The 21,238-nt window shown below is 70.7% G+C and carries 21 protein-coding genes and 1 riboswitch; of the genes, 18 read left to right on the top strand and 3 right to left on the bottom strand.

From position 1 onward, the window contains the following. Positions 1-12 precede the first annotated feature (12 nt). From JR065_RS06820 to JR065_RS06790, 7 genes are read left to right on the top strand one after another with little or no spacing between them, the layout of a single operon-like run. Positions 13-1,035 (top strand): alginate O-acetyltransferase AlgX-related protein, encoded by a 1,023-nt coding sequence (locus JR065_RS06820; RefSeq protein ID WP_206233254.1) that lies wholly within the window; start codon positions 13-15, stop codon positions 1,033-1,035. Between the two features lie 4 nt (positions 1,036-1,039). Further along, positions 1,040-2,164, top strand: coding sequence for an alginate O-acetyltransferase AlgX-related protein (locus JR065_RS06815; protein WP_241093429.1), 1,125 nt, complete (start codon positions 1,040-1,042; stop codon positions 2,162-2,164). A gap of 11 nt (positions 2,165-2,175) precedes the next feature. Continuing rightward, positions 2,176-3,756 carry an MBOAT family O-acyltransferase gene (locus tag JR065_RS06810; protein WP_206233253.1) on the top strand — a complete coding sequence of 527 codons (1,581 nt, stop codon included), beginning with the start codon at positions 2,176-2,178 and terminating at the stop codon, positions 3,754-3,756. 13 nt (positions 3,757-3,769) lie between these two features. Continuing rightward, positions 3,770-4,000: an acyl carrier protein gene (locus JR065_RS06805; RefSeq protein WP_206233252.1), complete on the top strand. Its 231-nt coding sequence runs from the start codon at positions 3,770-3,772 to the stop codon at positions 3,998-4,000. Positions 4,001-4,027: 27 nt separating this feature from the next. After that, the gene (locus tag JR065_RS06800; RefSeq protein ID WP_206233251.1) at positions 4,028-5,503 is read left to right on the top strand and encodes an AMP-binding protein; all 1,476 of its coding nucleotides are present in this window, start codon (positions 4,028-4,030) and stop codon (positions 5,501-5,503) included. Then, positions 5,500-6,186, top strand: a complete 687-nt coding sequence (locus JR065_RS06795) for an alginate O-acetyltransferase AlgF (RefSeq protein WP_206233250.1) — start codon at positions 5,500-5,502, stop codon at positions 6,184-6,186. The genes JR065_RS06800 and JR065_RS06795 overlap by 4 nt, the downstream gene beginning before the upstream one ends. 2 nt (positions 6,187-6,188) lie before the next feature. Further along, the gene (locus tag JR065_RS06790) at positions 6,189-7,322 is read left to right on the top strand and encodes an acyl-CoA dehydrogenase family protein (RefSeq protein WP_206233249.1); all 1,134 of its coding nucleotides are present in this window, start codon (positions 6,189-6,191) and stop codon (positions 7,320-7,322) included. A 16-nt stretch (positions 7,323-7,338) separates the two neighbouring features. Here JR065_RS06790 and JR065_RS06785 read toward each other — a convergent pair whose 3' ends face one another. Beyond that, the gene (locus tag JR065_RS06785; protein WP_206233248.1) at positions 7,339-8,355 is read right to left on the bottom strand and encodes a DUF4434 domain-containing protein; all 1,017 of its coding nucleotides are present in this window, start codon (positions 8,353-8,355) and stop codon (positions 7,339-7,341) included. 286 nt (positions 8,356-8,641) lie between these two features. On the opposite strand from JR065_RS06785, the gene JR065_RS06780 reads away from it, so the two are divergent. Then, positions 8,642-9,157 (top strand): peptide deformylase, encoded by a 516-nt coding sequence (locus JR065_RS06780; protein ID WP_206233247.1) that lies wholly within the window; start codon positions 8,642-8,644, stop codon positions 9,155-9,157. 215 nt (positions 9,158-9,372) lie between these two features. Here the strand turns inward: JR065_RS06780 and ettA are convergent, their stop codons facing one another. Next, on the bottom strand, positions 9,373-11,037 hold the full coding sequence (gene ettA, locus JR065_RS06775; RefSeq protein WP_206233246.1) for an energy-dependent translational throttle protein EttA: 1,665 nt from the start codon (positions 11,035-11,037) through the stop codon (positions 9,373-9,375). Positions 11,038-11,264: 227 nt separating this feature from the next. Here ettA and JR065_RS06770 point away from each other — a divergent pair, with 227 nt between their 5' ends. From JR065_RS06770 to ribD, 5 genes are all read left to right on the top strand, one after another. Then, complete coding sequence (locus JR065_RS06770; RefSeq protein WP_206233245.1) at positions 11,265-11,741, top strand: RcnB family protein; 477 nt, start codon at positions 11,265-11,267, stop codon at positions 11,739-11,741. A gap of 122 nt (positions 11,742-11,863) precedes the next feature. Further along, a complete protein-coding gene (glyA, locus tag JR065_RS06765) occupies positions 11,864-13,117 on the top strand; it encodes a serine hydroxymethyltransferase (protein ID WP_206233244.1) in 1,254 nt (417 codons plus the stop codon). Between the two features lie 144 nt (positions 13,118-13,261). After that, on the top strand, positions 13,262-13,795 hold the full coding sequence (gene nrdR, locus JR065_RS06760; protein ID WP_206233243.1) for a transcriptional regulator NrdR: 534 nt from the start codon (positions 13,262-13,264) through the stop codon (positions 13,793-13,795). Positions 13,796-13,824: 29 nt separating this feature from the next. Further along, positions 13,825-14,715: a hypothetical protein gene (locus JR065_RS06755; protein ID WP_206233242.1), complete on the top strand. Its 891-nt coding sequence runs from the start codon at positions 13,825-13,827 to the stop codon at positions 14,713-14,715. After that, a complete protein-coding gene (gene ribD, locus JR065_RS06750; protein ID WP_206233241.1) occupies positions 14,712-15,839 on the top strand; it encodes a bifunctional diaminohydroxyphosphoribosylaminopyrimidine deaminase/5-amino-6-(5-phosphoribosylamino)uracil reductase RibD in 1,128 nt (375 codons plus the stop codon). The genes JR065_RS06755 and ribD overlap by 4 nt, the downstream gene beginning before the upstream one ends. A gap of 336 nt (positions 15,840-16,175) precedes the next feature. Here ribD and JR065_RS06745 read toward each other — a convergent pair whose 3' ends face one another. Further along, entirely contained in the window at positions 16,176-16,799 is a 624-nt protein-coding gene (locus JR065_RS06745; RefSeq protein WP_206233240.1) for an outer membrane beta-barrel protein, read from the bottom strand. Between the two features lie 218 nt (positions 16,800-17,017). Continuing rightward, positions 17,018-17,208: riboswitch (FMN riboswitch) on the top strand. 200 nt (positions 17,209-17,408) lie between these two features. On the opposite strand from JR065_RS06745, the gene JR065_RS06740 reads away from it, so the two are divergent. From JR065_RS06740 to JR065_RS06720, 5 genes are all read left to right on the top strand, one after another. Continuing rightward, positions 17,409-18,008, top strand: a complete 600-nt coding sequence (locus JR065_RS06740) for a riboflavin synthase (RefSeq protein ID WP_206233239.1) — start codon at positions 17,409-17,411, stop codon at positions 18,006-18,008. A 119-nt stretch (positions 18,009-18,127) separates the two neighbouring features. Then, positions 18,128-19,306 (top strand): 3,4-dihydroxy-2-butanone-4-phosphate synthase, encoded by a 1,179-nt coding sequence (gene ribB, locus JR065_RS06735; RefSeq protein WP_241093441.1) that lies wholly within the window; start codon positions 18,128-18,130, stop codon positions 19,304-19,306. Positions 19,307-19,404: 98 nt separating this feature from the next. Further along, positions 19,405-19,872, top strand: a complete 468-nt coding sequence (ribH, locus tag JR065_RS06730; RefSeq protein ID WP_206233237.1) for a 6,7-dimethyl-8-ribityllumazine synthase — start codon at positions 19,405-19,407, stop codon at positions 19,870-19,872. Continuing rightward, entirely contained in the window at positions 19,869-20,348 is a 480-nt protein-coding gene (nusB, locus tag JR065_RS06725; protein ID WP_206233236.1) for a transcription antitermination factor NusB, read from the top strand. Before ribH ends, nusB begins: the two co-directional genes overlap by 4 nt. Before the next feature lie 10 nt (positions 20,349-20,358). After that, the gene (locus tag JR065_RS06720; RefSeq protein ID WP_343237250.1) at positions 20,359-20,838 is read left to right on the top strand and encodes a hypothetical protein; all 480 of its coding nucleotides are present in this window, start codon (positions 20,359-20,361) and stop codon (positions 20,836-20,838) included. Positions 20,839-21,238 lie beyond the last annotated feature (400 nt).

Genomic DNA, 21,238 nt, shown 5'->3' with positions numbered 1-21,238 from the left:
CAAGGAGCCGAAATGACCGCTGCTGTCTTCCCGCCCCCCCGCGCGCAGGCCCGCGCCCTGTGGCTGGGCCTGCTGTGCGCCTTCGCCGCCGCGCCGGCGCTGGCCCAGGCGCCGCCTGCCGCCGCCGGCGCCGCGCAGGATTCCTCGATCGTGATGGTCGGCAAGGACGGCTGGCTGTTCCCCGGATGGGGCAGCCTGACCGAGGTCGACGGTGCCGCGATCGAGCGCAACACCGCGCTGATCGCCGAGGCGCGCACGGCGCTGGCGGCGGCCGGGGTCAGGCTGGACGTGCTGGTGCTGCCGGACAAGGCCCTGTTCTACGAGGACAAGCTGCCCGACGGCAAGCGCATGAGCGATGCCGTGCGCGGCCGCTATGCGCTGATCCACGATAGCCTGGGCAAGGCGCAGGTGCCGGCGGTGGATGCGCTGCAGGTGCTGCGCCAGGTCAAGCAGGGCGGGCAGGAGGTGTTCTACCGCAGCGACCAGCACTGGACCCAGCCGGCCGCCGACGCGGTGGCCGCGGCGGTCGCCGCGCAGGTCCGCCAGCAGGTGCCTCAGCTGCAGGGCCAGGATGGCACCGGCATGGCCCTGGGCAGCGAGATCAAGGAGCGCCGCTTCGGCGATCTGGCCGAACTGTTCCTGACCGAGGCGCAGCGCAAGGCGGTGGGCCGCGACACCTTCACCGTGCGCCGCCAGTCCGAGCAGCAATCGCTGCTGGACGACGCGCCGGCGCCGCTGCATGTCACCGGGCACAGCATGGTGCAGCCGTATTTCGGCTTCCCGCAGAAGCTGTCCAACCTGATCGATCGCCCGGTGTCGGTGAACTGGAAGCCCGGCAACGTCGGCCCCTGGGTGATGCTGCTGGAGTACCTGGAATCGCCCGAGTTCCAGAAGACCAAGCCGCAGGTGCTGGTGTGGCAGATGTTCGAGCCCTCCTATGTGCAGGGCCCGGATGCGCGCGGGCAGTGGGACAACGCCTCGATCATGAGCGCGCAGCAGTGGCAGGCGCGCCTGCACAAGGCCCTGGGAAAGTAAGCCGATGAGTGCACGTCCCGGCGCGCCTGCGCCCCTGCCTGCGGCGGCGCCTGCGCGCGCGCACGTGGCCACCGCGGTGGTGGTGGTGCTGTTGCTGGTCGCCGGGCTGCTGTCCGGCGGCTGGATGCTGGCCCGCGCCAAGCTGCCGGCGGCGTCGCTGGCGCCGGCGCGCTGGGCCGATGGCGAGGCTGGCCGCGCGATCAACCAGGCGCTGAAGCTGCCGCTGCAGGCGCAGGCCGACCTGGCCGGCGCGGCGGTGCGCTACCGGCTGCTCGGCGATCTCGGCCCGCAGGTCGCGATGGGCTGTCCGGACTGGTTGTTCTACCGCGACGGCCTGCGTCCGGCCGCGGGCGCGGGCGAGGCGGTGTTCGCCCAGCGCGTGCGCCTGATGCGGCACTGGTCGCGGCAGCTGCAGGCGCAGGGCGTGCGCCTGCTGGTGGTGGTGGTGCCAGACAAATCGCGCATCGAGCAGGCGCACACCTGCGGCCTGCGTCATTCGGCGCCGATGCGCGCGCGGCTGGGGCAGTGGCAACAGGCGCTGGCCGCCGCCGGCGTGGCCTCGGCCGACCTGCTGCCGGTGCTGCAGGCCGGGCAGGAACCGGTGTTCTTCCGCACCGACGTGCACATGAACCGGATCGGCGCGCAGCGCGCCGCCGACGCGGTGGCCGCCTCGGCGCTGCCGCTGCTGGGCGGGCGTGGCGGGCAGGCCTTCGAGGTCGGTGCGCCCAGCGCGCCGAAGCCGCGGATGGGCGACCTGATCGTGCTGGCCGGGCTGGAACACGCGCCGCCGGCCTGGCGCCCGGCGCTGGACCGCGAGCCGGAGCAGGTGATCGCGCCGCTGCGCAGCGGCGGCCTGCTCGACGATGTCGCGCCGGTGGAGGTGCTGCTGCTGGGCAGTTCCAACGGACGTCGCAGCCTGTTCGCCGAGCGGCTGGGCCATGCCCTGGGCCGCGAGGTGTGGAACCAGAGCCTGGACGGCGGCCAGTTCTCCGGCGCGCTGCTGGCGGCCTGGCCGCAGCGCGCGCAATGGCCGCCCAGCCTGAAGCTGGTGGTCTGGGAATTCTCCGAAATGGCCCTGTCCTTGCCGTTGACCGACGGCGAGCGCGCGACGCTGGCCGAGATCGACTGAGCGCGACGACGATGCTTTTCAACTCCTTCCTGTTCCTGCTGATCTTCCTGCCGGTGGCGCTGGGCGTGCACTACCTGCTGGGCGCGCTGCGGCCGCGCCTGGCGGCGCTGTGGCTGTGCGTGGCCTCGATCGTGTTCTACGGCTGGTGGAATCCGCAGTTCGTGGTGCTGCTGGCCGGCTCGATCGTGTTCAACTACCTGGTCAGCCTGGCGATCCTGTCGCTGGCCGCGCGGCCGCGGCTGCAGCTGCTGGTCACCGCACTGGGCGTGACCGCCGACCTGTTGCTGCTGGTGCACTACAAATACTTCGCGGCGATGGTCACCTTCGTGCACGGACTGGGCTTCGATGTCGGCCCGATGGACGCGCTGATCCTGCCGCTGGGCATTTCCTTCTTCACCTTCACCCAGATCGGCTACCTGCTCGACTGCCGCGCCGGCGTGGTCAACGACCGTAGCCCGCTCAGCTACGTGCTGTTCGTGACCTTCTTTCCGCACCTGATCGCCGGGCCCATCCTCCACCACAAGGAGATGATGCCGCAGTTCAGCAGGCGCGAAACCTACCGCTTCCACGCCGACAACCTGTCCGTCGGCGGCATGCTGTTCGTGATCGGCCTGGCCAAGAAGGTGCTGCTGGCCGACACCATCGCGCCGTACGCCGACGCCGGTTTCGCCAGCACCGGGCAGGTGCAGTTCTGGGGCGCGTGGGCCACCGCGCTGAGCTACGCGCTGCAGCTGTATTTCGATTTCTCCGGCTATTCGGACATGGCGCTGGGGCTGGCGCGGATGTTCGGCATCCGCTTCCCGCTCAACTTCAACTCGCCGTACAAGGCGACCAGCGTGATCGACTTCTGGTCGCGCTGGCACATGACCCTGACCCGCTACATCACCGCCTACCTGTACTATCCGGTGGCGATGGCGGTGACGCGCTGGCGCACCCGCCACGGGCGCGCCACCGGCCCGGCCGCGGTGGCTTCGGCCGGCGGCTTCGCGTCGCTGATCGTGTTGCCCACGGTGTGGGCGATGGCCCTGGCCGGGATCTGGCATGGCGCCGGCCTGCAGTTCCTGATCTTCGGCCTGCTGCACGCCGCCTACTTGGCGATCAACCATGGCTGGCGCGTCTTCGTCGGCGGGCGCAAGCCGGCGGCGCTGCGCCAGCTCAACCCGCTGCAGCACGTGGGCTACCTGTTGCTGACCTTCGCCGCGGTGCTGGTGGCGCAGGCGTTCTTCCGCGCCGACGGCGTCGGCGATGCATGGCGGCTGGTGCAGGGCATGGCCGGCGTGCGCGGCTGGGAAAGCCTGGGGAGCCTGGGCCATGTCGCCGGGTTCGGCCTGGCCGACGGCTGGCGCCTGCTGCTGGGCCACCACGTGCAGCTGCTGTACATCGTGGCGTTGCTGGCGATCGTGTGGCTGGCGCCCAACGCGCACCAGATCATGGGCGTGTACTCGCCGTCGCTGGCCAGGCCGAGCCCGGCGCCGCGCGCGTGGATGCGCTGGCAGCCGAACTGGCAGTGGCTGCTGGTGATGCTGCTGATGCTCGGGCTGTGCCTGCTGAGCCTGCACAAAGAATCGCGCTTCCTCTATTTCCAGTTCTGACAAGGTGAACCCCATGGATACCCAGACCCTCCAGACCCAGCTGATCGACATCGTCGAGACCGTGATCGGCACCCGCGTGCAGGCCGACGAGTACATGGAATCGCTGTTCGATTCGATGTCCAAGGTGCAGCTGATGGTCGAGGTCAAGGACCGCCTCGGCGTGACCCTGCCGATCGACGAGATCGACACGCTGGTCGAATCGGTGCAGGTGCTGGCCGACTACGTCGCCGCGCACCGGCGTTGATCCTGGACCCCGGCCGGAGCCGCCCGCATGCGCTTTGATTTCGACCAATGCCGCTTCGTCGAACGCGAACAGGCGGCGCATGCGCCCGCGTTGCACGATGCCGACGGAGTGCTGGACTGGGCCGGGTTGTACCAGGCCACGCAGGACTGGATCGCGCGCGCGCAACAGGCTGGCGTGGGCCCGGGGCATGCGCTGGTGATCTCCGGGCACAAGCAGTCCGCCTTCGTGGTGGCCATGCTCGGCTGCCTGCAGATGGGCGCGACCTACGTGCCGGTGGATACCATCAATCCGCCGGCACGGCTGCAGCGCATCACCGCGCTGGTGCATGCTGTCGCGGTCTACGACGCGGCGGCCGATACGTTCGGCGCCGGGGCCGACGACGCGCGCGCGCTGGCGGTGCCGGACCTGGCCTACATCATGTTCACCTCCGGCAGCACTGGCGATCCCAAGGGCGTGCAGATCGGCCGCGACAGCGTGGCGCTGTTCGCCGGCTGGATCCGCGACTGCCTGGCGTTGGCGCCGGCGCCGGCGTTCCTCAATCAGATGCTCTTCAGCTTCGATTTCTCGCTGTTCGACCTGTGCGGCGCGCTCGGCCTGGGCGGCTGCTGCGTGCTGTGCCCGCGCGAGGTGATCGCCGACAGCGAACGGTTCGTCGAGCACCTGCGCCGGTCCGACGTGGCGGTGTGGGCGTCCACGCCCTCGTTCGTGCGCCAGCAGATGCTCAACCCGCGCTTCGGCGCCGAGCATCTGCCCACGCTGCAGGTATTCGTGTTCGGTGCCGAGTCGCTGACCCCGCGCGTGGCCGAGGAACTGTGGGCGCGCTTCCCGCACGCGCGCATCGTCAATTCCTACGGCCCGACCGAAGCGACCTGTTCGACGACCTGGGTGGAGATCGATCCGGCGCTGCGCGCGGCCGCGCCCAATCCGTTCCCGATCGGCGTGGCCAAGCCGTATGCCGAAGTGTTCATCGACGACGGCGAGATCTGCATGGCCGGCGACCACGTGATGCGCGGCTACCTGGACCGGCCGGACCTGGACCGCGGCGTGCTGTTCGAACACGGCGGCAAGCGCGCCTACCGCAGCGGCGACCTGGGCGAGGTCGACGCGCAGGGCCGCATCTATTTCCGCGGCCGCAAGGACGACCAGATCAAGCTCAACGGCTACCGCATCGAACTGGCGGAAGTGGATGCGGCGCTGTCCACCCTGGACGGCGTGGTCGCCGGCGCGGCGGTGGTGCTGCGGCGGCCCGATGGCAGCCTGGTGCGGATGATCGGCTTCGTCGAACTGGCGGCGCCGGGCGAGGGCGCGGTACAGCCACTGCCGGATGCGCTGCAGGACTGGAAGCAGCAACTCGGCCGCCGCGTGCCGCCGTACCTGATCCCCTCCGAACTGATCGCCGTGGACACATTGCCCACCGGCGCCACCCACAAGGTCGATCGCAAACAACTGGAGCAGCGCTACGCACTGGCGCGCACGCTCCGCAGCCAGGAAACGAAACGATGAAACCGATCCTCACCCTGCTCGCCACCGCCGTGCTGGCGCTCGCGCCGCTTGCCGCCAGCGCCCAGCAGGGCGCGCCGGAAGGCCGCCTGGCGCAGCTGTACGCGGCGCGCCCGCCGGCCGGTTCGGCGTTCGTGCGCGTGCTCAATCCAGGCAACGCCGCGCTCAAGGTCGGCATCGCCGGCGGCGCCGAGCAGAGCATCGGTCCGGCCACCCGCGCCACCCGCTATGCGATCGTCCAAGGCGGCAGGCCGTTCGCGGTGCGCGTGGCCGGCAAGGCGCGCGACCAGGCGCAGGTCGCCGCCGGCAGCTTCACCACGCTGGTGCTGGACCCGGCCGTGCCGTCGCGGCCGCTGGCGGCGCTCGCCGACGGCGGCGGCAGCACCGACGCGCTCAAGGCCGAGATCCGCTTCTACAACCTGGCCAGCGCTTGCGGTCAGGCGCGGCTGGCGATGGCCGACCAGGGACCGGTGGTGTTCGCCGCGGTCGCCGCGGGCAACAGCAGCGCGCGCGCGATCAACCCGGTCAAGGCGCGCCTGGTGGCCGGCTGCGGCGGCAAGGACAGCGCGCCGTTGGCGCTGCCGCCGCTGCAGCCCGGCGACCACTACAGCCTGTTCCTGACCGGCAGCGCCAGCGCACCGGTGCTGCAGGGGCAGCTCAGCGGCACCGATCCGGCCGGTCGCTGAGCATGCCGGGGCGTCCCGTCTTCCGCGAAGACCACGACCTGTTCCGCGAGCAGGTGCGGCGCTTCATCGACGGCCAGATCGGCCCGCACTACGCGCAGTGGGAACGCGACGGCATCACCCCGCGCGCGCTGTGGCGCGCGGCCGGCGCCGCCGGCCTGCTCAACTGCCAGCTGCCCGAACCCTACGGCCTGGGCGGCGACTACGGGCACGCCGCCTGCGTGATCGAGGAACTGGCGCGGGCGAACTTCCTCGGCATCGGCTTTTCGATCCACTCGGACATGGTCGCGCCGTACCTGATGCAGTACGGCAGCGACGCGCTGCGCGACGCGTGGCTGCCGAAGATGGCGCGCGGCGAGGCGATCGGCGCGATCGCGATGACCGAACCCGGCGCCGGCAGCGACCTCAAGGCCATCCGCACCCGCGCGCAGCGCCAGGGCGACCACTACCTGCTCAACGGCCAGAAGACCTGGATCACCAACGGCAGCAATGCCGATGTAGTGGTGGTGGTGGCCACGGTGGCCCCGGAGCTGGGCGCGCGCGGATTGAGCCTGTTCTGCGTCGATACCGCGCTGCCCGGCGTCACCCGCGGCGCGCCGATGGCCAAGATCGGCCAGCACGCGCAGGACACCAGCGAGCTGTTCTTGCAGGACGTGTCGGTGCCGGTCTCGCACCTGCTCGGCGAGGAGCAGCGCGGCTTCGACTACCTCGGCGAGCAGCTGGCCGCCGAGCGCCTGGCGATCGCGCTGCGCGCGGCCGCATCGGCCGAAGGCATGCTCGCCGAGACCGTGGCCTACGTGCGCCAGCGCAAGGCGTTCGGCCGCCACCTGATCGACCACCAGAACACCCGTTTCGTGCTCGCCGACGCGGCGTCGCGGCTGGCGATGCTGCGCAGCTTCCTCGACCAGTGCCTGGGCGAGCAGATGCAGGGCCGGCTGCAGGCCACCACCGCGGCGATGGCCAAGCTCAACGCCACCGAAATCCAGGGCCAGGTGCTCGACGCGCTGCTGCAGCTGCACGGCGGCTACGGCTACAGCAGCGAGTACGGCATCGGCCGCGCCTGGGCCGACGCGCGCGCGCTGCGCATCTTCGGCGGCACCAGCGAGATCCTGCGCGAGATCATCGGCCGCGCGCTGTAGGCGCGCGGCGGGCCGGCTACTGGCGCCCGGTGCGCCACTGCCGGCGCAGCGCCTGCGAGCGCGGGGTGTCCTGCGACAGCCACGGATCCAGCGCGAAGGCGAAGATCCCGCCGGCACCGCTGCGCTGCGCCCAGGCCAGCTGCTTGCCGATGCGCGCCGCATCGGCGGCCTGCGCCTGGAAATGGCTGCCGTCGGCGGCCGAGGTCGGCAATTCCTCGAACAGTTCGACCACCACGTCGAAGTCGACCTGGCGCGCGCGCAGCAGCGCCAGCAGCGGATCCACGCCGTCCAGGTTCGCAAGCCCGGCCACGCCGACGCCGTCCTGCACCATCGGCCGCAGCGGCGCCTGGTCGAGGATGCGCGACCACAGCTGCGGCAGCGAACCGCGGGTCTGCAGGCGGCTGAAGTAGGTGGAGATCGCGGTGACCTGCGCGGTCCCGGTGCCGGCCGCGGCGCACAGCGCCGCCAGCCATGCGCACAGGCGCTGCTGGCGGTCGTCCTGCGCCCAGTGGAACTGTTCCAGTTCGTAGGGGACGTACCAGCCGGCGAAGTTGGCCTGCCGGGCCCACGGCGCGCCGTGCAGGTAGGCGCGCGCGTTGTCCAGGGTCAGCGCCAGGAACGCGTCCAGCGTGGCCAGGTCCGGCGCCTGCAGCGCCTTCCACCAGCCGCTGTGATACGGCAGGCCGACGCGCACCTGCAGGCCCGCGGCCGCGGCGGTGGAGAAGATCAGCTGCATCACGCTGTCGGGCAGGTTCCAGTCCGCGTCGCCGCCGCCGCCGTACAGCCCGGCCCACTGCACCACGAGCTGGCGGCAGCCGAGCTTGCGCGCCAGCGCCATGTGCTGCTGCCAGTCCTGCGCGCCCAGTTCCAGGTGGCTGCGCCACGGCTGGATGAAGCTGCCGTCGAAGTGCGGCGGATTCGAACAGCCCGGCAGCATGCCCAGCCCGAACGCGGCCGGTGCCAGCGCGGCCAGCCGCAGCAGGTCGCGGCGGCGTGGCGAAAAGGGGCGGGATCCAGGGCGATCGTCGTTCATTGCGTCCGGCATGCGGCGGGTTCCAGACCGTTTGTTCTACACCATCGCCGGGAAAGATCGCATAGCGTCGCATGAACCGCCGCGCGCGGATTCCGTTGCCGGTCCGGTTCGCCCGCGGACACGCAGGAGCGCGCGGCGGCTCCTGGCGCGTGTCCGGTCCGGGCTTGGCTCGTCGCACGAAGCAACGTTCCGGCTTGGGGGCGCGTTCTCGAAGCGAAAGAACGCCGGCTGCACGCGGAGCGCGCCGCGCGGATAATCGCCATACCTTCCGCAACCGGGCCTTCTCATGATCCGCGACATCATCCGCATGGGCGACGAGCGCCTGCTGCGCATCGCGCAGCCGGTGGACAACCTGGGCAGCGCCGAACTGCACGCGCTGGTCGCCGACATGTTCGACACCATGGACGCGGCCGGAGGCGTCGGCCTGGCCGCGCCGCAGATCGCGGTGGACCTGCAGCTGATGGTGTTCGGCTTCGAACGCAACGCGCGCTATCCCGACGCGCCGGCGGTGCCGCGCACCGCGCTGGCCAACGTGCAGTTCGAGCCGTTGTCCGACGAGCTGGAGGACGGCTGGGAAGGCTGCCTGTCCATTCCCGGGTTGCGCGCGGTGATCCCGCGCTACCGCCGCATCCGCTATCGCGGCGTCGCGCCCGACGGCACGCCGCTGGAGCGCGATGCCGACGGCTTCCACGCACGCGTGGTGCAGCACGAGCACGACCACCTGATCGGCCGCCTGTACCCGTCGCGGATCCGCGACTTCGGCAAGTTCGGCTTCGAGGATGTGTTGTCCTACGAGTTGTAGCGCCGGCCGTGCTAGCGCGCTTCGATCGGGCGATTCCCACCTGTAGGAGCGGCTTCAGCCGCGACCGGGCTTTCCCGGTAACGCCTGTCGCGGCTGAAGCCGCTCCTACAGGTCAAGGCGACTGAGGGACCCCGAGCCGCAGCAGGTCGCCCAAATGCACACGGCCCGCTGTGCGCGGGCCGTGGCAAAGGAACATTCGCGTGCTTCGCGCGCGCTTATTTCAGCGCCTTGAAACGCAGGCGCTTGGGCTGCGCGCCCTCGGCGCCCATGCGCCGGCGCTTGTCTTCCTCGTACTCGCGGTAGTTGCCCTGGAAGAACTCCACGTGCGAGTCGCCTTCGAAGGCGAGGATGTGCGTGGCGATGCGGTCCAGGAACCAGCGGTCATGGCTGATGACGAAGGTGTTGCCGGGGAACTCCAGCAGCGCGTCTTCCAGCGCGCGCAGGGTCTCGATGTCCAGGTCGTTGGACGGTTCGTCGAGCAGCAGCACGTTGCCGCCCTGCAGCAGGGTCTTGGCCATGTGCAGGCGGCCGCGTTCGCCGCCGGACAGGCTGCCGACCAGCTTCTGCTGGTCCTGGCCCTTGAAGTTGAAGCGGCCCAGGTAGGCGCGCGACTGGATCTCCACGCCGTTGATGTTGAGGATGTCCAGGCCGCCGGAGACTTCCTGGAACACGTTGTGGTTGCCTTCCAGCTTGTCGCGGCTCTGGTCCACGTAGGCCAGCTTCACCGTCGGCCCGAGCACGATCTCGCCCGAGTCCGGCTTCTCCTTGCCGATGATCATCTTGAACAGCGTCGACTTGCCGGCGCCGTTGGGGCCGATGATGCCGACGATGGCGCCGGACGGCACCAGGAAGCTGAGGTCGTCGATCAGCAGGCGGTCGCCGAACTTCTTGGTGACGTGCTTGAACTCGAGCACCGCATTGCCCAGGCGCTCGCCCGGCGGAATGAAGATCTCGTTGGTCTCGTTGCGGCGCTGGTAGTCGACCGACTGCAGTTCTTCCAGCCGCGCCAGGCGCGCCTTGCCCTTGGTGCGGCCGCCCTTGGCGTTCTGCCGCGACCATTCCAGCTCCTTCTGGATCGCCTTCTGCCGCGCCTTCTCCTGGTTGTCTTCCTGCTTCAGGCGTTCTTCCTTCTGCATCAGCCAGTCGGTGTAGTTGCCCTTCCACGGGATGCCGCGGCCGCGGTCCAGTTCCAGGATCCATTCGGCGGCGTTGTCGAGGAAGTAGCGGTCATGGGTCACCGCCACCACGGTGCCGGTGTAGCGCGCCAGGAACTGCTCCAGCCATTCCACCGACTCGGCGTCCAGGTGGTTGGTCGGCTCGTCGAGCAGCAGCATGTCCGGCTTCTGCAGCAGCAGCCGGCACAGCGCCACGCGGCGCTTCTCGCCGCCGGACAGCGGGCCGATCACCGCGTCCCATGGCGGCAGGCGCAGCGCGTCGGCGGCCACTTCCAGCTGCTGCTCGAGCAGGTGCGCATCGCCGGCGGCCAGGATCGCCTCCAGGCGTTGCTGCTCGGCGGCGAGCTTGTCGAAATCGGCGCCTTCCTCGGCGTAGGCCTCGTAGATCTTGTCCAGCGCGGCCTGCGCCTGCAGCACTTCGCCGACGCCTTCCTCGACCGCTTCGCGCACGGTCTTGGTCGGGTCCAGCTCCGGCTCCTGGGCCAGGTAGCCGACCTTGATGCCCGGCTGCGGACGCGCTTCGCCGCTGAAGTCGGTGTCCACGCCGGCCATGATCTTCAGCACCGTCGACTTGCCGGCGCCATTGAGGCCGAGCAGGCCGATCTTGGCGCCGGGGAAGAACGACAGCGAGATGTCCTTGATGATCTGGCGCTTCGGCGGCACCGTCTTGCTGACGCCGTTCATGGTGTAGATGTATTGCGACATGGGGTCTCCGTAGCGCATGCCGGCGCCCGGCCGGGACGGTCGGGGGCGGCAGAAAAAGGGATGTCGGCCAGTATACCGGCAAGGCCATTCAGCCGCGCCGGCGGGACCGGGCGAATTAATGCCGGCTTAGCGGTTTCGACAACCTGAATACGTAACCGGTTCCAGCAGGAAGCGGTTCAGACGCCAGGCGTATTAATGCGGTCGTGACACCAAGTGACGGAGATGCCATGAACACCAAACGCTTTGCCACCCTTGCCCTTTCGTCCGTGCTGGCGCTGGGCTTCATGGCGCCGCCGGCCTTCGCCCGCGACCACGATCGCGACCGCGATTACCGCGACCGCCATGGCTGGAGCGACGACGGCCGCGGCCATGGCCACCGCGACCGCGACCGTTACCGCGACGACCGGCGCGACGATCGCCGCTATTATCGCCAGGGCTACCGCGACGGCTACCGCCAGTCGTACCAGCGCGACCGCGGCTACGGCTACTACCGCCCGGCACCGCCGCGCCCGCACTACTGGGCGCGCGGCGAGCGCTACCACGACTACTACCGCGGCCCGATCTACGTGGTCAACGACTACCCGCGCTACGAGCTGCGCCGCCCGCCCCGCGGCTACCACTGGGTGCGCGACGACCGTGGCAACATGCTGATGGTCGCCATCGCCACCGGCATCATCGCCGACCTGGTGCTCAACGGCCGCTAGCGCCTGCGGCCCGGTTCGCCTCGACGGCCTCCTTCGGGAGGCCGTCGTCGTTGCGGTTCGCTGCGGACCCCGCGGGGGGCTTAAACTAGCGCTCTGCCTTTCGCCCATGCCCCGGAGACCCGATGTTCCCGCGCGACGCCCGCATCGAAACCTACGATCCTGAACTGGCCCAGGCCATCGCCGCCGAAGCCGGCCGCCAGGAGGACCATGTCGAGCTGATCGCCAGCGAGAACTACTGCAGCCCGCGGGTGATGGAGGCCCAGGGCAGCCAGCTGACCAACAAGTACGCCGAGGGCTATCCGGGCAAGCGCTATTACGGCGGCTGCGAGTTCGTCGACATCGCCGAGAAGCTGGCGATCGACCGGCTCAAGCAGCTGTTCGGCGCAGACTACGCCAACGTGCAGCCGCACTCCGGCTCGCAGGCCAACCAGGCGGTGTACTTCGCGCTGCTGCAGCCGGGCGACACCATCCTGGGCATGAGCCTGGCCCATGGCGGCCACCTGACCCACGGCGCCAAGGTCAACGCCTCGGGCAAGCTGTTCAACGCGGTGCAGTACGGGGTGAACGAGCAGGGCCTGATCGACTACGACGAGGTCGAGCGGCTGGCGCTGGAACACAAGCCGAAGATGGTCGTGGCCGGCTTCTCGGCGTATTCGCGCAAGATCGACTGGGCGCGCTTCCGCGCCATCGCCGACAAGGTCGGCGCCTGGCTGTTCGTGGACATGGCGCACGTGGCCGGCCTGGTCGCCGCCGGCGTCTACCCGAGCCCGCTGGCGCACGCGCACGTGGTCACCTCGACCACCCACAAGACCCTGCGCGGCCCGCGCGGCGGCATCATCCTGGCCAAGGGCGCCGACGAGGACCTGCAGAAGAAGCTGCAGAGCATCGTGTTCCCGGGCATCCAGGGCGGCCCGCTGATGCACGTGATCGCGGCCAAGGCGGTGGCGTTCAAGGAGGCGCTGGAACCGGAGTTCAAGACCTACCAGGCGCAGGTGGTGAAGAACGCTCAGGCGATGGCCAAGACCCTGATCGCGCGCGGCTACAAGATCGTCTCCGGCGGCACCGAGAACCACCTGATGCTGGTCGACATGATCGGCAAGGACGTATCGGGCAAGGACGCGGAGGCCGCGCTGGGCAAGGCGCACATCACCGTCAACAAGAACTCGGTGCCCAACGACCCGCGCTCGCCGTTCGTGACCTCGGGCCTGCGCCTGGGCACCCCGGCGATCACCACCCGCGGCTACCTGGAGCAGGACAGCATCGACCTGGCCAACTGGATCGCCGACGTGCTCGACGCCCCGGGCGACGAGGCGGTGATCGCCGCGGTGCGCGAGAAGGTCACCGCGCAGTGCAGGACGTATCCGGTGTATGGCTGACGTGGCGGGACTCGGGACTCGGGACGGGGGACTCGGCGAAGCGCCGGCTCCCGCATCCGCTGGCATGGCCGTCACACCGGCCGGTCGATGGATTGCGTTTTCCCCCGAGTCCCGAGTCCCGAGTCCCGGGTCCCGGCTACTCTGATGTACTGCCCCTTCTGCCAGCACACCGACACCCGCGTGATCGATTCGCGCGTGTCCGAGGACGGGGCGACGATCCGCCGGCGCCGCGAGTGCGAGGCCTGCGGCGAGCGCTTCAGCACCCTGGAGACCATCGAGCTGAAGTTGCCGGTGATCATCAAGGGCGACGGCGGGCGCGAGGCCTTCGATGCGCGCAAGCTGCGCACCGGTTTCGACCGCGCGCTGCAGAAGCGGCCGGTGTCCGAGGAGCGGATCGAGGCGGCGGTGCGCGCGGTGGTGCACCAGCTGCGCATGTGCGGCGAGCGCGAAGTGCCGTCGATCCGGGTCGGCGAACTGGTGATGGCCGAATTGCGCAAGCTCGACCATGTCGGCTACGTGCGCTTCGCCTCGGTCTACCGCAGCTTCGAGGACGTGGCCGATTTCCGCGAGGAGATCGAGAAGCTGGAGCGCGACCTGCCGGTGGGCAGTGAGCAGCTGCCGCTGCTCGGCGAGGCGGCCTTCGAGCGCGTCGCCGACAAGCCGCCGAAGAAGCGTTGAGCCGTCCCGCCTTCCGGAAGCGAACGACCATGCCGGTATTCAAGTTCCCGCACCTGGTGCGGTCTTGCGCGATCGCCGCGCTGCTGTGCGCGGCGATCGGCAGCGCGACGGCGCAGGCGCAGGCGACCGCCACCGGACGCGCTGCGGCCGAGGCTGCCGCCGCCGCCGCTGCCCGGGTGGCGGCCGAAGCGGCTATCGATGCGACGGCCGAAGCCACGTCGATCCAGGCGCACGCCGACGCAACGGCGAGCGCCGCGGCGGACGAGTGTCCTGCAGCGCAATTCGACCCGCAGGCGGAGCCGTTCGCCGGCCACTACTACCTGAGCGGCATCCGCGAAACCGGTTCGGAACTGCTGCTGCGGCCCGATGGCAGGTTCCAGTGGATGCTGGCCTATGGGGCGGTGGACCAGTCGGCGCAAGGGCGCTGGTGGCGCGCCGGCGACTGCATCGGCCTGGCGCCGGATCCGCGCAGCGGGCAGTCGCCGTTCGTGCTGTTGCGCCCGGAGGACGGCGGCGAGGTGCGCGAAATGTTCGACGAATGGCGCCAGTACGCGCCGGCCGAGCACCGTTCGAAACTGCCGGTCTACGTGGTGGAGCGCGAGTACCGCATGAGCACCAGCGGCATCGTGGCGACGCTGCGCTGGGCCGATGGGCAGACCCGCGAGGCGGTCGTCGATGGCGGCGTGGCGCTGTTCGCGCCGCGCGCGCAGCGGCCGGTCGCGTTGCGCCTGCGGCATCCGGAGCTGGAGCCGGGCGACTGGATCGCGCTGGACGCCGCGGCGCCGGTTCCGCTCATGGTGGACTTCCGGCTGTCGGCGCTGATGGACGCGCCGCCGCTGCCCACGCGGCTGCGGATCGATGGCGACACGCTGCTGCCGACATGGCCGGGACGCGGCGAGCGCGGGCGCTACGCGCGATGAGCGTCCCCGGCCCTTCCGCCGACGACCACCGCTTCATGGCCCAGGCGCTGCGCCTGGCCGAGCGCGGCGCCTATACCGCGCGGCCCAATCCGATGGTCGGCTGCGTGATCGCGCGCGGCGGCGAGATGGTCGGCGAGGGCTTCCACCAGCGCACCGGCGGCCCGCACGCGGAGGTGTTCGCGCTGCAGGCGGCCGGCGAACGCGCGCGCGGCGCCACCGCCTACGTGACCCTGGAGCCGTGCGCGCACCACGGGCGCACGCCGCCGTGCGCGCAGGCGCTGATCCAGGCCGGCGTGGTGCGGGTGGTGGCGGCGATGCGCGACCCGTTCCCCAAGGTCGATGGCGGCGGTTTCGCGCAGCTGCGCGAGGCCGGCATCGAGGTGTGCAGCGATTTCATGCAGGCGCAGGCGCGCGAACTCAATCGCGGCTACCTGTCGCGGCTCGAGCGCGGGCGCCCGTGGCTGCGGCTGAAGCTGGCGGCGAGCCTGGACGGGCGCACCGGCATGGCCGACGGCGAATCGAAATGGATCAGCGGCGCGGCGTCGCGGCAGGACGTGCAGCGCTGGCGCGCGCGCGCCGGCGCGATCCTGACCGGCAGCGGCACCGTGCAGGCCGACGACCCGGCGCTGACCGTGCGCCTGGGCGAGGACGTCGCGTTCGTGCCGCCGTTGCGGGTGGTGCTGGACGCGCAGCTGCGCACGCTGTCGCGCGCGCGGGTGCGCGAAGGCGGCGCGCCGACGCTGTACCTGCACGCGCCCGGCGTGCGGCCGCCGGCCTTGGCCGACGCCGAGTTCGCGGTCGCGCCGGTGCTGGCCGGGCGCTTCGACCTGGCCGCGGTGCTGCGATTGCTCGGCCAGCGCGGCATCAACGAAGTGCAGGTCGAGGCCGGGCCGATCCTGGGCGGTGCGCTGTATGCCGCCGGCCTGGTCGACGAACTGCTGCTGTACATGGCGCCGCTGCTGCTCGGCGAGGACACCCGGCCGCTGCTCGCCGGCCTGGGCATCGGCTCGATGGCGCAGCGCAAGGCGCTGCAGGTGATCGACACCCGCGTGCTCGGCGAGGACCTGCGCTGGCTGCTGCGGCCGCTCGCGGCGCAGGGCGACGACGCCGGAGTCGCGCGCTAGCCGGCCGCCTCGGCGCCCGCGGCGGTCCCTGTCGCGGCCGGATACGGTCGCAGGACGAACGCGGCAGCGGGCGCCGCGCACTGCAGCAACCTCTCCATCCACAACGCTGTCTACTGCGTCGCGTTGCTCTCGTTGCGCAGCGTGCGGAGCTCTCGCCAACACGCCGTGCATGCGTTTTCGGCGGCGCGCCGGCACGTTGTGGTACCTCCGGAACGCGGTAAGGGTGCGGCGGGTATTCGCCTCGGCGCGCGCACCGGCCGCGGCATCGCCCATAAAAAAGCACGGGCCCGTTGCCGGGCCCGTGCCGATCGCGGTCGCCCGCGTTGACGCGCTGGATCAGAAGCTGGCGCGCACGCCGACCTTGTACTGGTTGGCGTCGTCGATGAACTCCGCTTCGCCGACCAGGCCCCAGGTGCGGGTGAAGTTGATCTGGCCGCCGAGCGTGCCGACGAACTCGCCCTGGTCCACGTCGCTGCCGTCGATGTAGCCGGCCTTCACCCAGGCTTCGGTACGCGGCGAGGGCTTGCCGCGCAGGCCGAGGTTGACCATGCCCAGCGTGCTGGAGTCGGACGCGCGGGCAAGACGATCGCCGTTTTCGCGCAGGTCGGCCTCGGCCTTCACCCGCAGCACGCCGGCGTCGGCGGTGAAGTCCACGCGCTCGGTCATTTCCATGCGGTAGCCGATGCCCAGGCTGGCCTGCTGCACGGTGATCTTGCTGGAGTAGAACGTGGCGACGGTGTAGTCGTCGCTGGCGCGTTGATAGCCGGCGAACAGATACACCGGCTCGGCGATCTGCCAGGAGCCACGCAGGTAGCCGCCGTCGATGTCCTGGGAACCGTCGTCGACGTTGATGTCGGTACGGTTCCAGCCGCCTTCGACATAGGTGTAGCTCAGGCCTTCGGCGTGGGCGGCAAACGGTGCGGCCGCCAGCATGGCAGCCAGAATCAGGGTGTTACGCATTGGGTACTTCTCTCCGAATTGATGTCCGTGTCTTCGCCTCGTTGCGAGGCGAAAAAAGCGACGTCTCCCGTCGCGGCGCGCACCTTAACTGATTCTTCACAATGCGGGCTATCGGGAATTTCCCGACACGACGCAGTGTCCTGCCGGTGCCGCGCGTGTCGGCCGCGCTACGGCGGACTGCGCTGCTAGAATGCGCGGGCCGGTTCGCCGGCATCCACAAACGTCTTCAGGGCGGGGTGCGATTCCCCACCGGCGGTAGGTGCGCCAGCGCACGAGCCCGCGAGCGCTTACGCATGCGAGTCCCCTCGCAGAGCCCGCACTTCCCGGTGCGACTCTCCCGTGCGCAAGGTCAGCAGATCCGGTCAGATGCCGGAGCCGACGGTCATAGTCCGGATGAAAGAAGACGGCATTCGCGCGGCATAGCCGTGCGCGTGCCTGTTTGCCTTGTGGCGTTTTTCGCTCACTTCCGCGAGAAACGTATATGCCTATGCAAGCTGTTTCGCCTACGCCCGGCCGCACCGGCGCCCGTATCCGCCCGGCGCGTCGCGCCGCGCCGGCGCCGCGCACCGGTTCGCGCGCCTGCGCCGCCCGCCGGCCGGAGGCGCGCTGATGTTCACCGGCATCATCGAAGGCGTCGGCCGACTGGCCGCACGCGATCCGCGCGGTGGCGACGTCCGCTTCACCTTCGACACCGGCACGCTGCCGTTCGACCAGGTCAGCCTGGGCGAGAGCATCGCGGTCAACGGCGTGTGCCTGACCGTGGTCGCCTACGACAGCGCGTCGTTCCAGGCCGATGCGTCCACCGAGACGCTGGGCCTGACCACGCTCGGCCGCCTGGGCGAAGGCGCGGCGCTGAACCTGGAGCGGGCGATGCGCCCCAGCGACCGCCTCGGCGGGCACCTGGTCAGCGGCCATGTCGACGGCATCGGCCAGGTGCTGGACGTGCACGCCGACGCGCGCGCGCAGCGCTGGCGCTTTTCCGCGCCGCAGGCGCTGCTGCGCTACATCGCCAAGAAGGGCTCGATCTGCGTGGACGGGGTCAGCCTCACCGTCAACGAGGTCGACGCGATCGGCTTCGAGGTGGCGCTGATTCCGCACACGGTCGCCAACACCGCGTTCGCGCATGCGGCGGTCGGCGCGGCGGTGAACCTGGAGATCGACCTGGTCGCACGCTACGTCGAACGCCTGCTGCAGGGCCGCGAGGGCTGACGCCGCGCCGCTCCTTACCAACGGCCGTGTCGCCGCCGCAGTTCGTGCTGCGGCGCGCGGCGCGGCGCCACCTCACGCGATAGCTGCGAGTCCCCATGTCACCGTCCACTACCCCTAGCCTGAACTTCGCCCCCGTCCCCGAGCTGCTGGAGGAAATCCGCGCCGGCCGCATGGTGGTCATCGTCGACGACGAGGACCGCGAGAACGAGGGCGACCTGATCATGGCCGCCGAACTGGTCAAGCCGTCGGACATCAACTTCATGGTCACCCACGCGCGCGGGCTGGTGTGCCTGCCGCTGACCCGCGAGCGCTGCGCGCAGCTCGGCCTGGCGCCGATGGTGCAGACCAACACCGCGCAGTTCCAGACCAACTTCACGGTCAGCATCGAGGCCGCCGAGGGCGTCACCACCGGCATCTCCGCCTACGACCGCGCCCACACCATCCGCACCGCGGTGCGCCCGGACGCCAAGGCCAGCGACCTCAGCCAGCCTGGGCACATCTTCCCGCTGATCGCGCAGCCGGGCGGGGTGCTCACCCGCGCCGGCCACACCGAGGCCGGCGTCGACCTGGCGATGCTGGCCGGCCTGGAGCCGGCGGCGGTGCTGGTGGAGATCCTCAATCCCGACGGCAGCATGGCGCGGCGCACGCAGCTGGAGGTGTTCGCGCGCGAGCACGGGCTGAAGATGGGCTCCATCGCCGACCTGATCGCCTACCGGCTGGCCACCGAGCACACCGTCGAGCGCATCGACGAGCGCGCGATCGAGACCGAGTTCGGTCCGTTCGCCCTGGTCACCTACCGCGACCGCATCGCCCACGACCTGCATTTCGCGCTGGTCCGCGGCACGCCGGACGCGCACACCCCGACCCTGGTGCGGGTGCAGGTGGAGAACCCGCTGGCCGACCTGCTGCACTGGCGCCGCGACGACTTCGGCGTGCCCGCCAGCGACGCGCTGCGCGCGATCGACGCCGCCGGCCGCGGGGTGATGGTGGTGCTGTCGGCGCCGCGCGACAGCCAGGCGCTGCTGGCGCGGCTGCGCGCGCAGCCGGAAGCGGCGCAGGGCAAGGACGTGGGCCAGTGGCGGCGCAACGGCGCCGGCAGCCAGATCCTGGCCGACCTGGGGCTGGGCAAGCTGCGCGTGCTGGGCACGCCGCGGCGCCAGATCGGCCTGGCCGGGTTCGGGCTGGAGGTGGTGGAGCATGTGGAGGTGGGGTCGGGACTCGGGACCCGGGACCCGGGACCCGAGCGGGACCGGGGACCGGGGACCGGGGACCGGGAACGGCAAGAGCCAACCGCATGAAGTCCGCGGCGCGCTTTTGCTTTTCCGGGTCCTGGGTCCCCGGTCCCTGGTCCCGGCCGCACTGCTAAACTCTCCCACCCCCTGAACCCGCCACCGCCATGACCCACTACGAAGGCGACCTCCGCGCTCCCGAAGCGGCCCGGTTCGCGATCATCGCCAGCCGCTGGAACGCACGCATCACCGATGTGCTGGTCGCCGGCGCGCGGCAGAGCCTGGCCGGCAACGGCATCGCCGACGAGGCGGTGGACGTGATCCGCGTGCCCGGCGCGTGGGAACTGCCGCTGGCCGCCGCGCGCCTGGCCGCCGCCGGCCGGCATGCGGCGATCATCGCGCTGGGCTGCGTGATCCGCGGCGACACGCGCCACTACGAGCACGTCGCCGACGGTTGCGCGGAAGGGCTGATGCGGGTGTCGCTGGAGTTCCGCCTGCCGGTGCTCAACGGCGTGCTGGCGGTGGAGCGTGCCGAGGACGCCGAGGCGCGCGCCGGCGGCAGCCACGGCAACAAGGGCGAGGAAGCGGCGTTGAGCGCGCTGGAGATGGTCAACCTGCTGGAGCTGCTGCCGTGAACAAGTCCGCTGGCCACAAGCACCACCCGCGCCGCGACGGCATCGATCCGGTGCTGCGTTCGCGCGCGCGCCGGCGCGCCTTGCAGGCGATCTACGCCTGGCAGATCTCCGGCGGCAACGTGCAGCAGGTGATCTCGCAGTTCGCGCACGAACAGGCGCACGAGATCGCCGACCTGGTCTATTTCGAGAACCTGGTCGAAGGCGTGCTGAAGCATCGCGCCGAGCTGGACGCGGCGCTGGTCGGCTACCTGGACCGCACGGTCGAGGAAGTGGACGCGATCGAGCGCGCGGTGCTGCGCCTGGCCGCCTACGAACTGTTGCACCGGCTCGACGTGCCGTACCGGGTGGTGATCAACGAAGCGATCGAGACCGCCAAGCGCTTCGGCTCCGAGCACGGCCACACCTACGTCAACGGCGTGCTCGACCGCGCCGCGCTGCAGTGGCGCCCGGCCGAAGCGGGCGGCGGCCACGCCTGAGGGCTGGCGCGTGAACGCCCAGGTGCCGGCGGAAGTGCTGCGCCTGCAACAGGCGTTGCTGGCGGTGCCGGGGCTGGTCGACGTGGCGCTGGGCAATGCCGACGCCTCGTCGATCCGGCACGGCGATTTCATGCTGCCGATCTACGGCGACATGCCGCTGGCGACGCTGGGCCGCACCGGCGGCGGGCTCGCCGACGAAATGCTGGTGTACGCGCGCTTTGCGATCGAGCGCGACGAGCGCGGCCTGCGCGCGCTGGAGTTCGTGTCGTGGTGGGTGCGCGACTGCGCGCGCAGCGGCGAGCCGCTGCAGATCCGCAGCCTGGGCCTGCCGCCGCTGCCCGAGCAGTTCGGCGACACGCTGTGCTTCGTGATCGAGCTGTTCCATGTCGATCCGGAACAATCGATGCCCGCCTTGCTGCAGCGGCTGGACAGCCTGGCGTCGAGCCTGGCCAGCGCGGTGCAGATGTACGGCGGCGTGCTCGAGGACTAGCGCCGGTCGATGCGAGTGGGACAGGCCACGTTGCCGTGTCCGGCGATGGCTGTGCATTGCGCCGCGGCAGGTTGGCCGCCTGCCCAAGCCGCGCGCGGTGGCCTGAGCTGGGCACGGCAACCCGCAGGGCCGCGCTTCGGCGCGCACGGTGTGGCGTCATCGCTCGGTCGCTTGTCGGCACAAGCTCCGTCGCCGATGTCGATGAAGATCGGCGCCACCGGCCCCAGTCCGGGCAGCACACCGAGCAGGCCAGCGCCACCACGCGCCAGCCCGGGAACGGCTCGGTGCCGTAGCCGCGGTGACGGGCGACGACATAGCTTCCTTGCCCTGCACGCGCCCAGGCACGGCGTCTGTTCCGATAGCGCAGGCCCTGGGGCGATCCCGTCCGCGCAATGGCTGG

This window comes from Xanthomonas sp. (assembly GCF_017163755.1).
Taxonomy (GTDB): Bacteria; Pseudomonadota; Gammaproteobacteria; order Xanthomonadales; family Xanthomonadaceae; genus Xanthomonas_A.
Note: the sequence above shows the minus strand (reverse complement) of the source record. Positions and strands in the feature narration are given on the sequence as shown.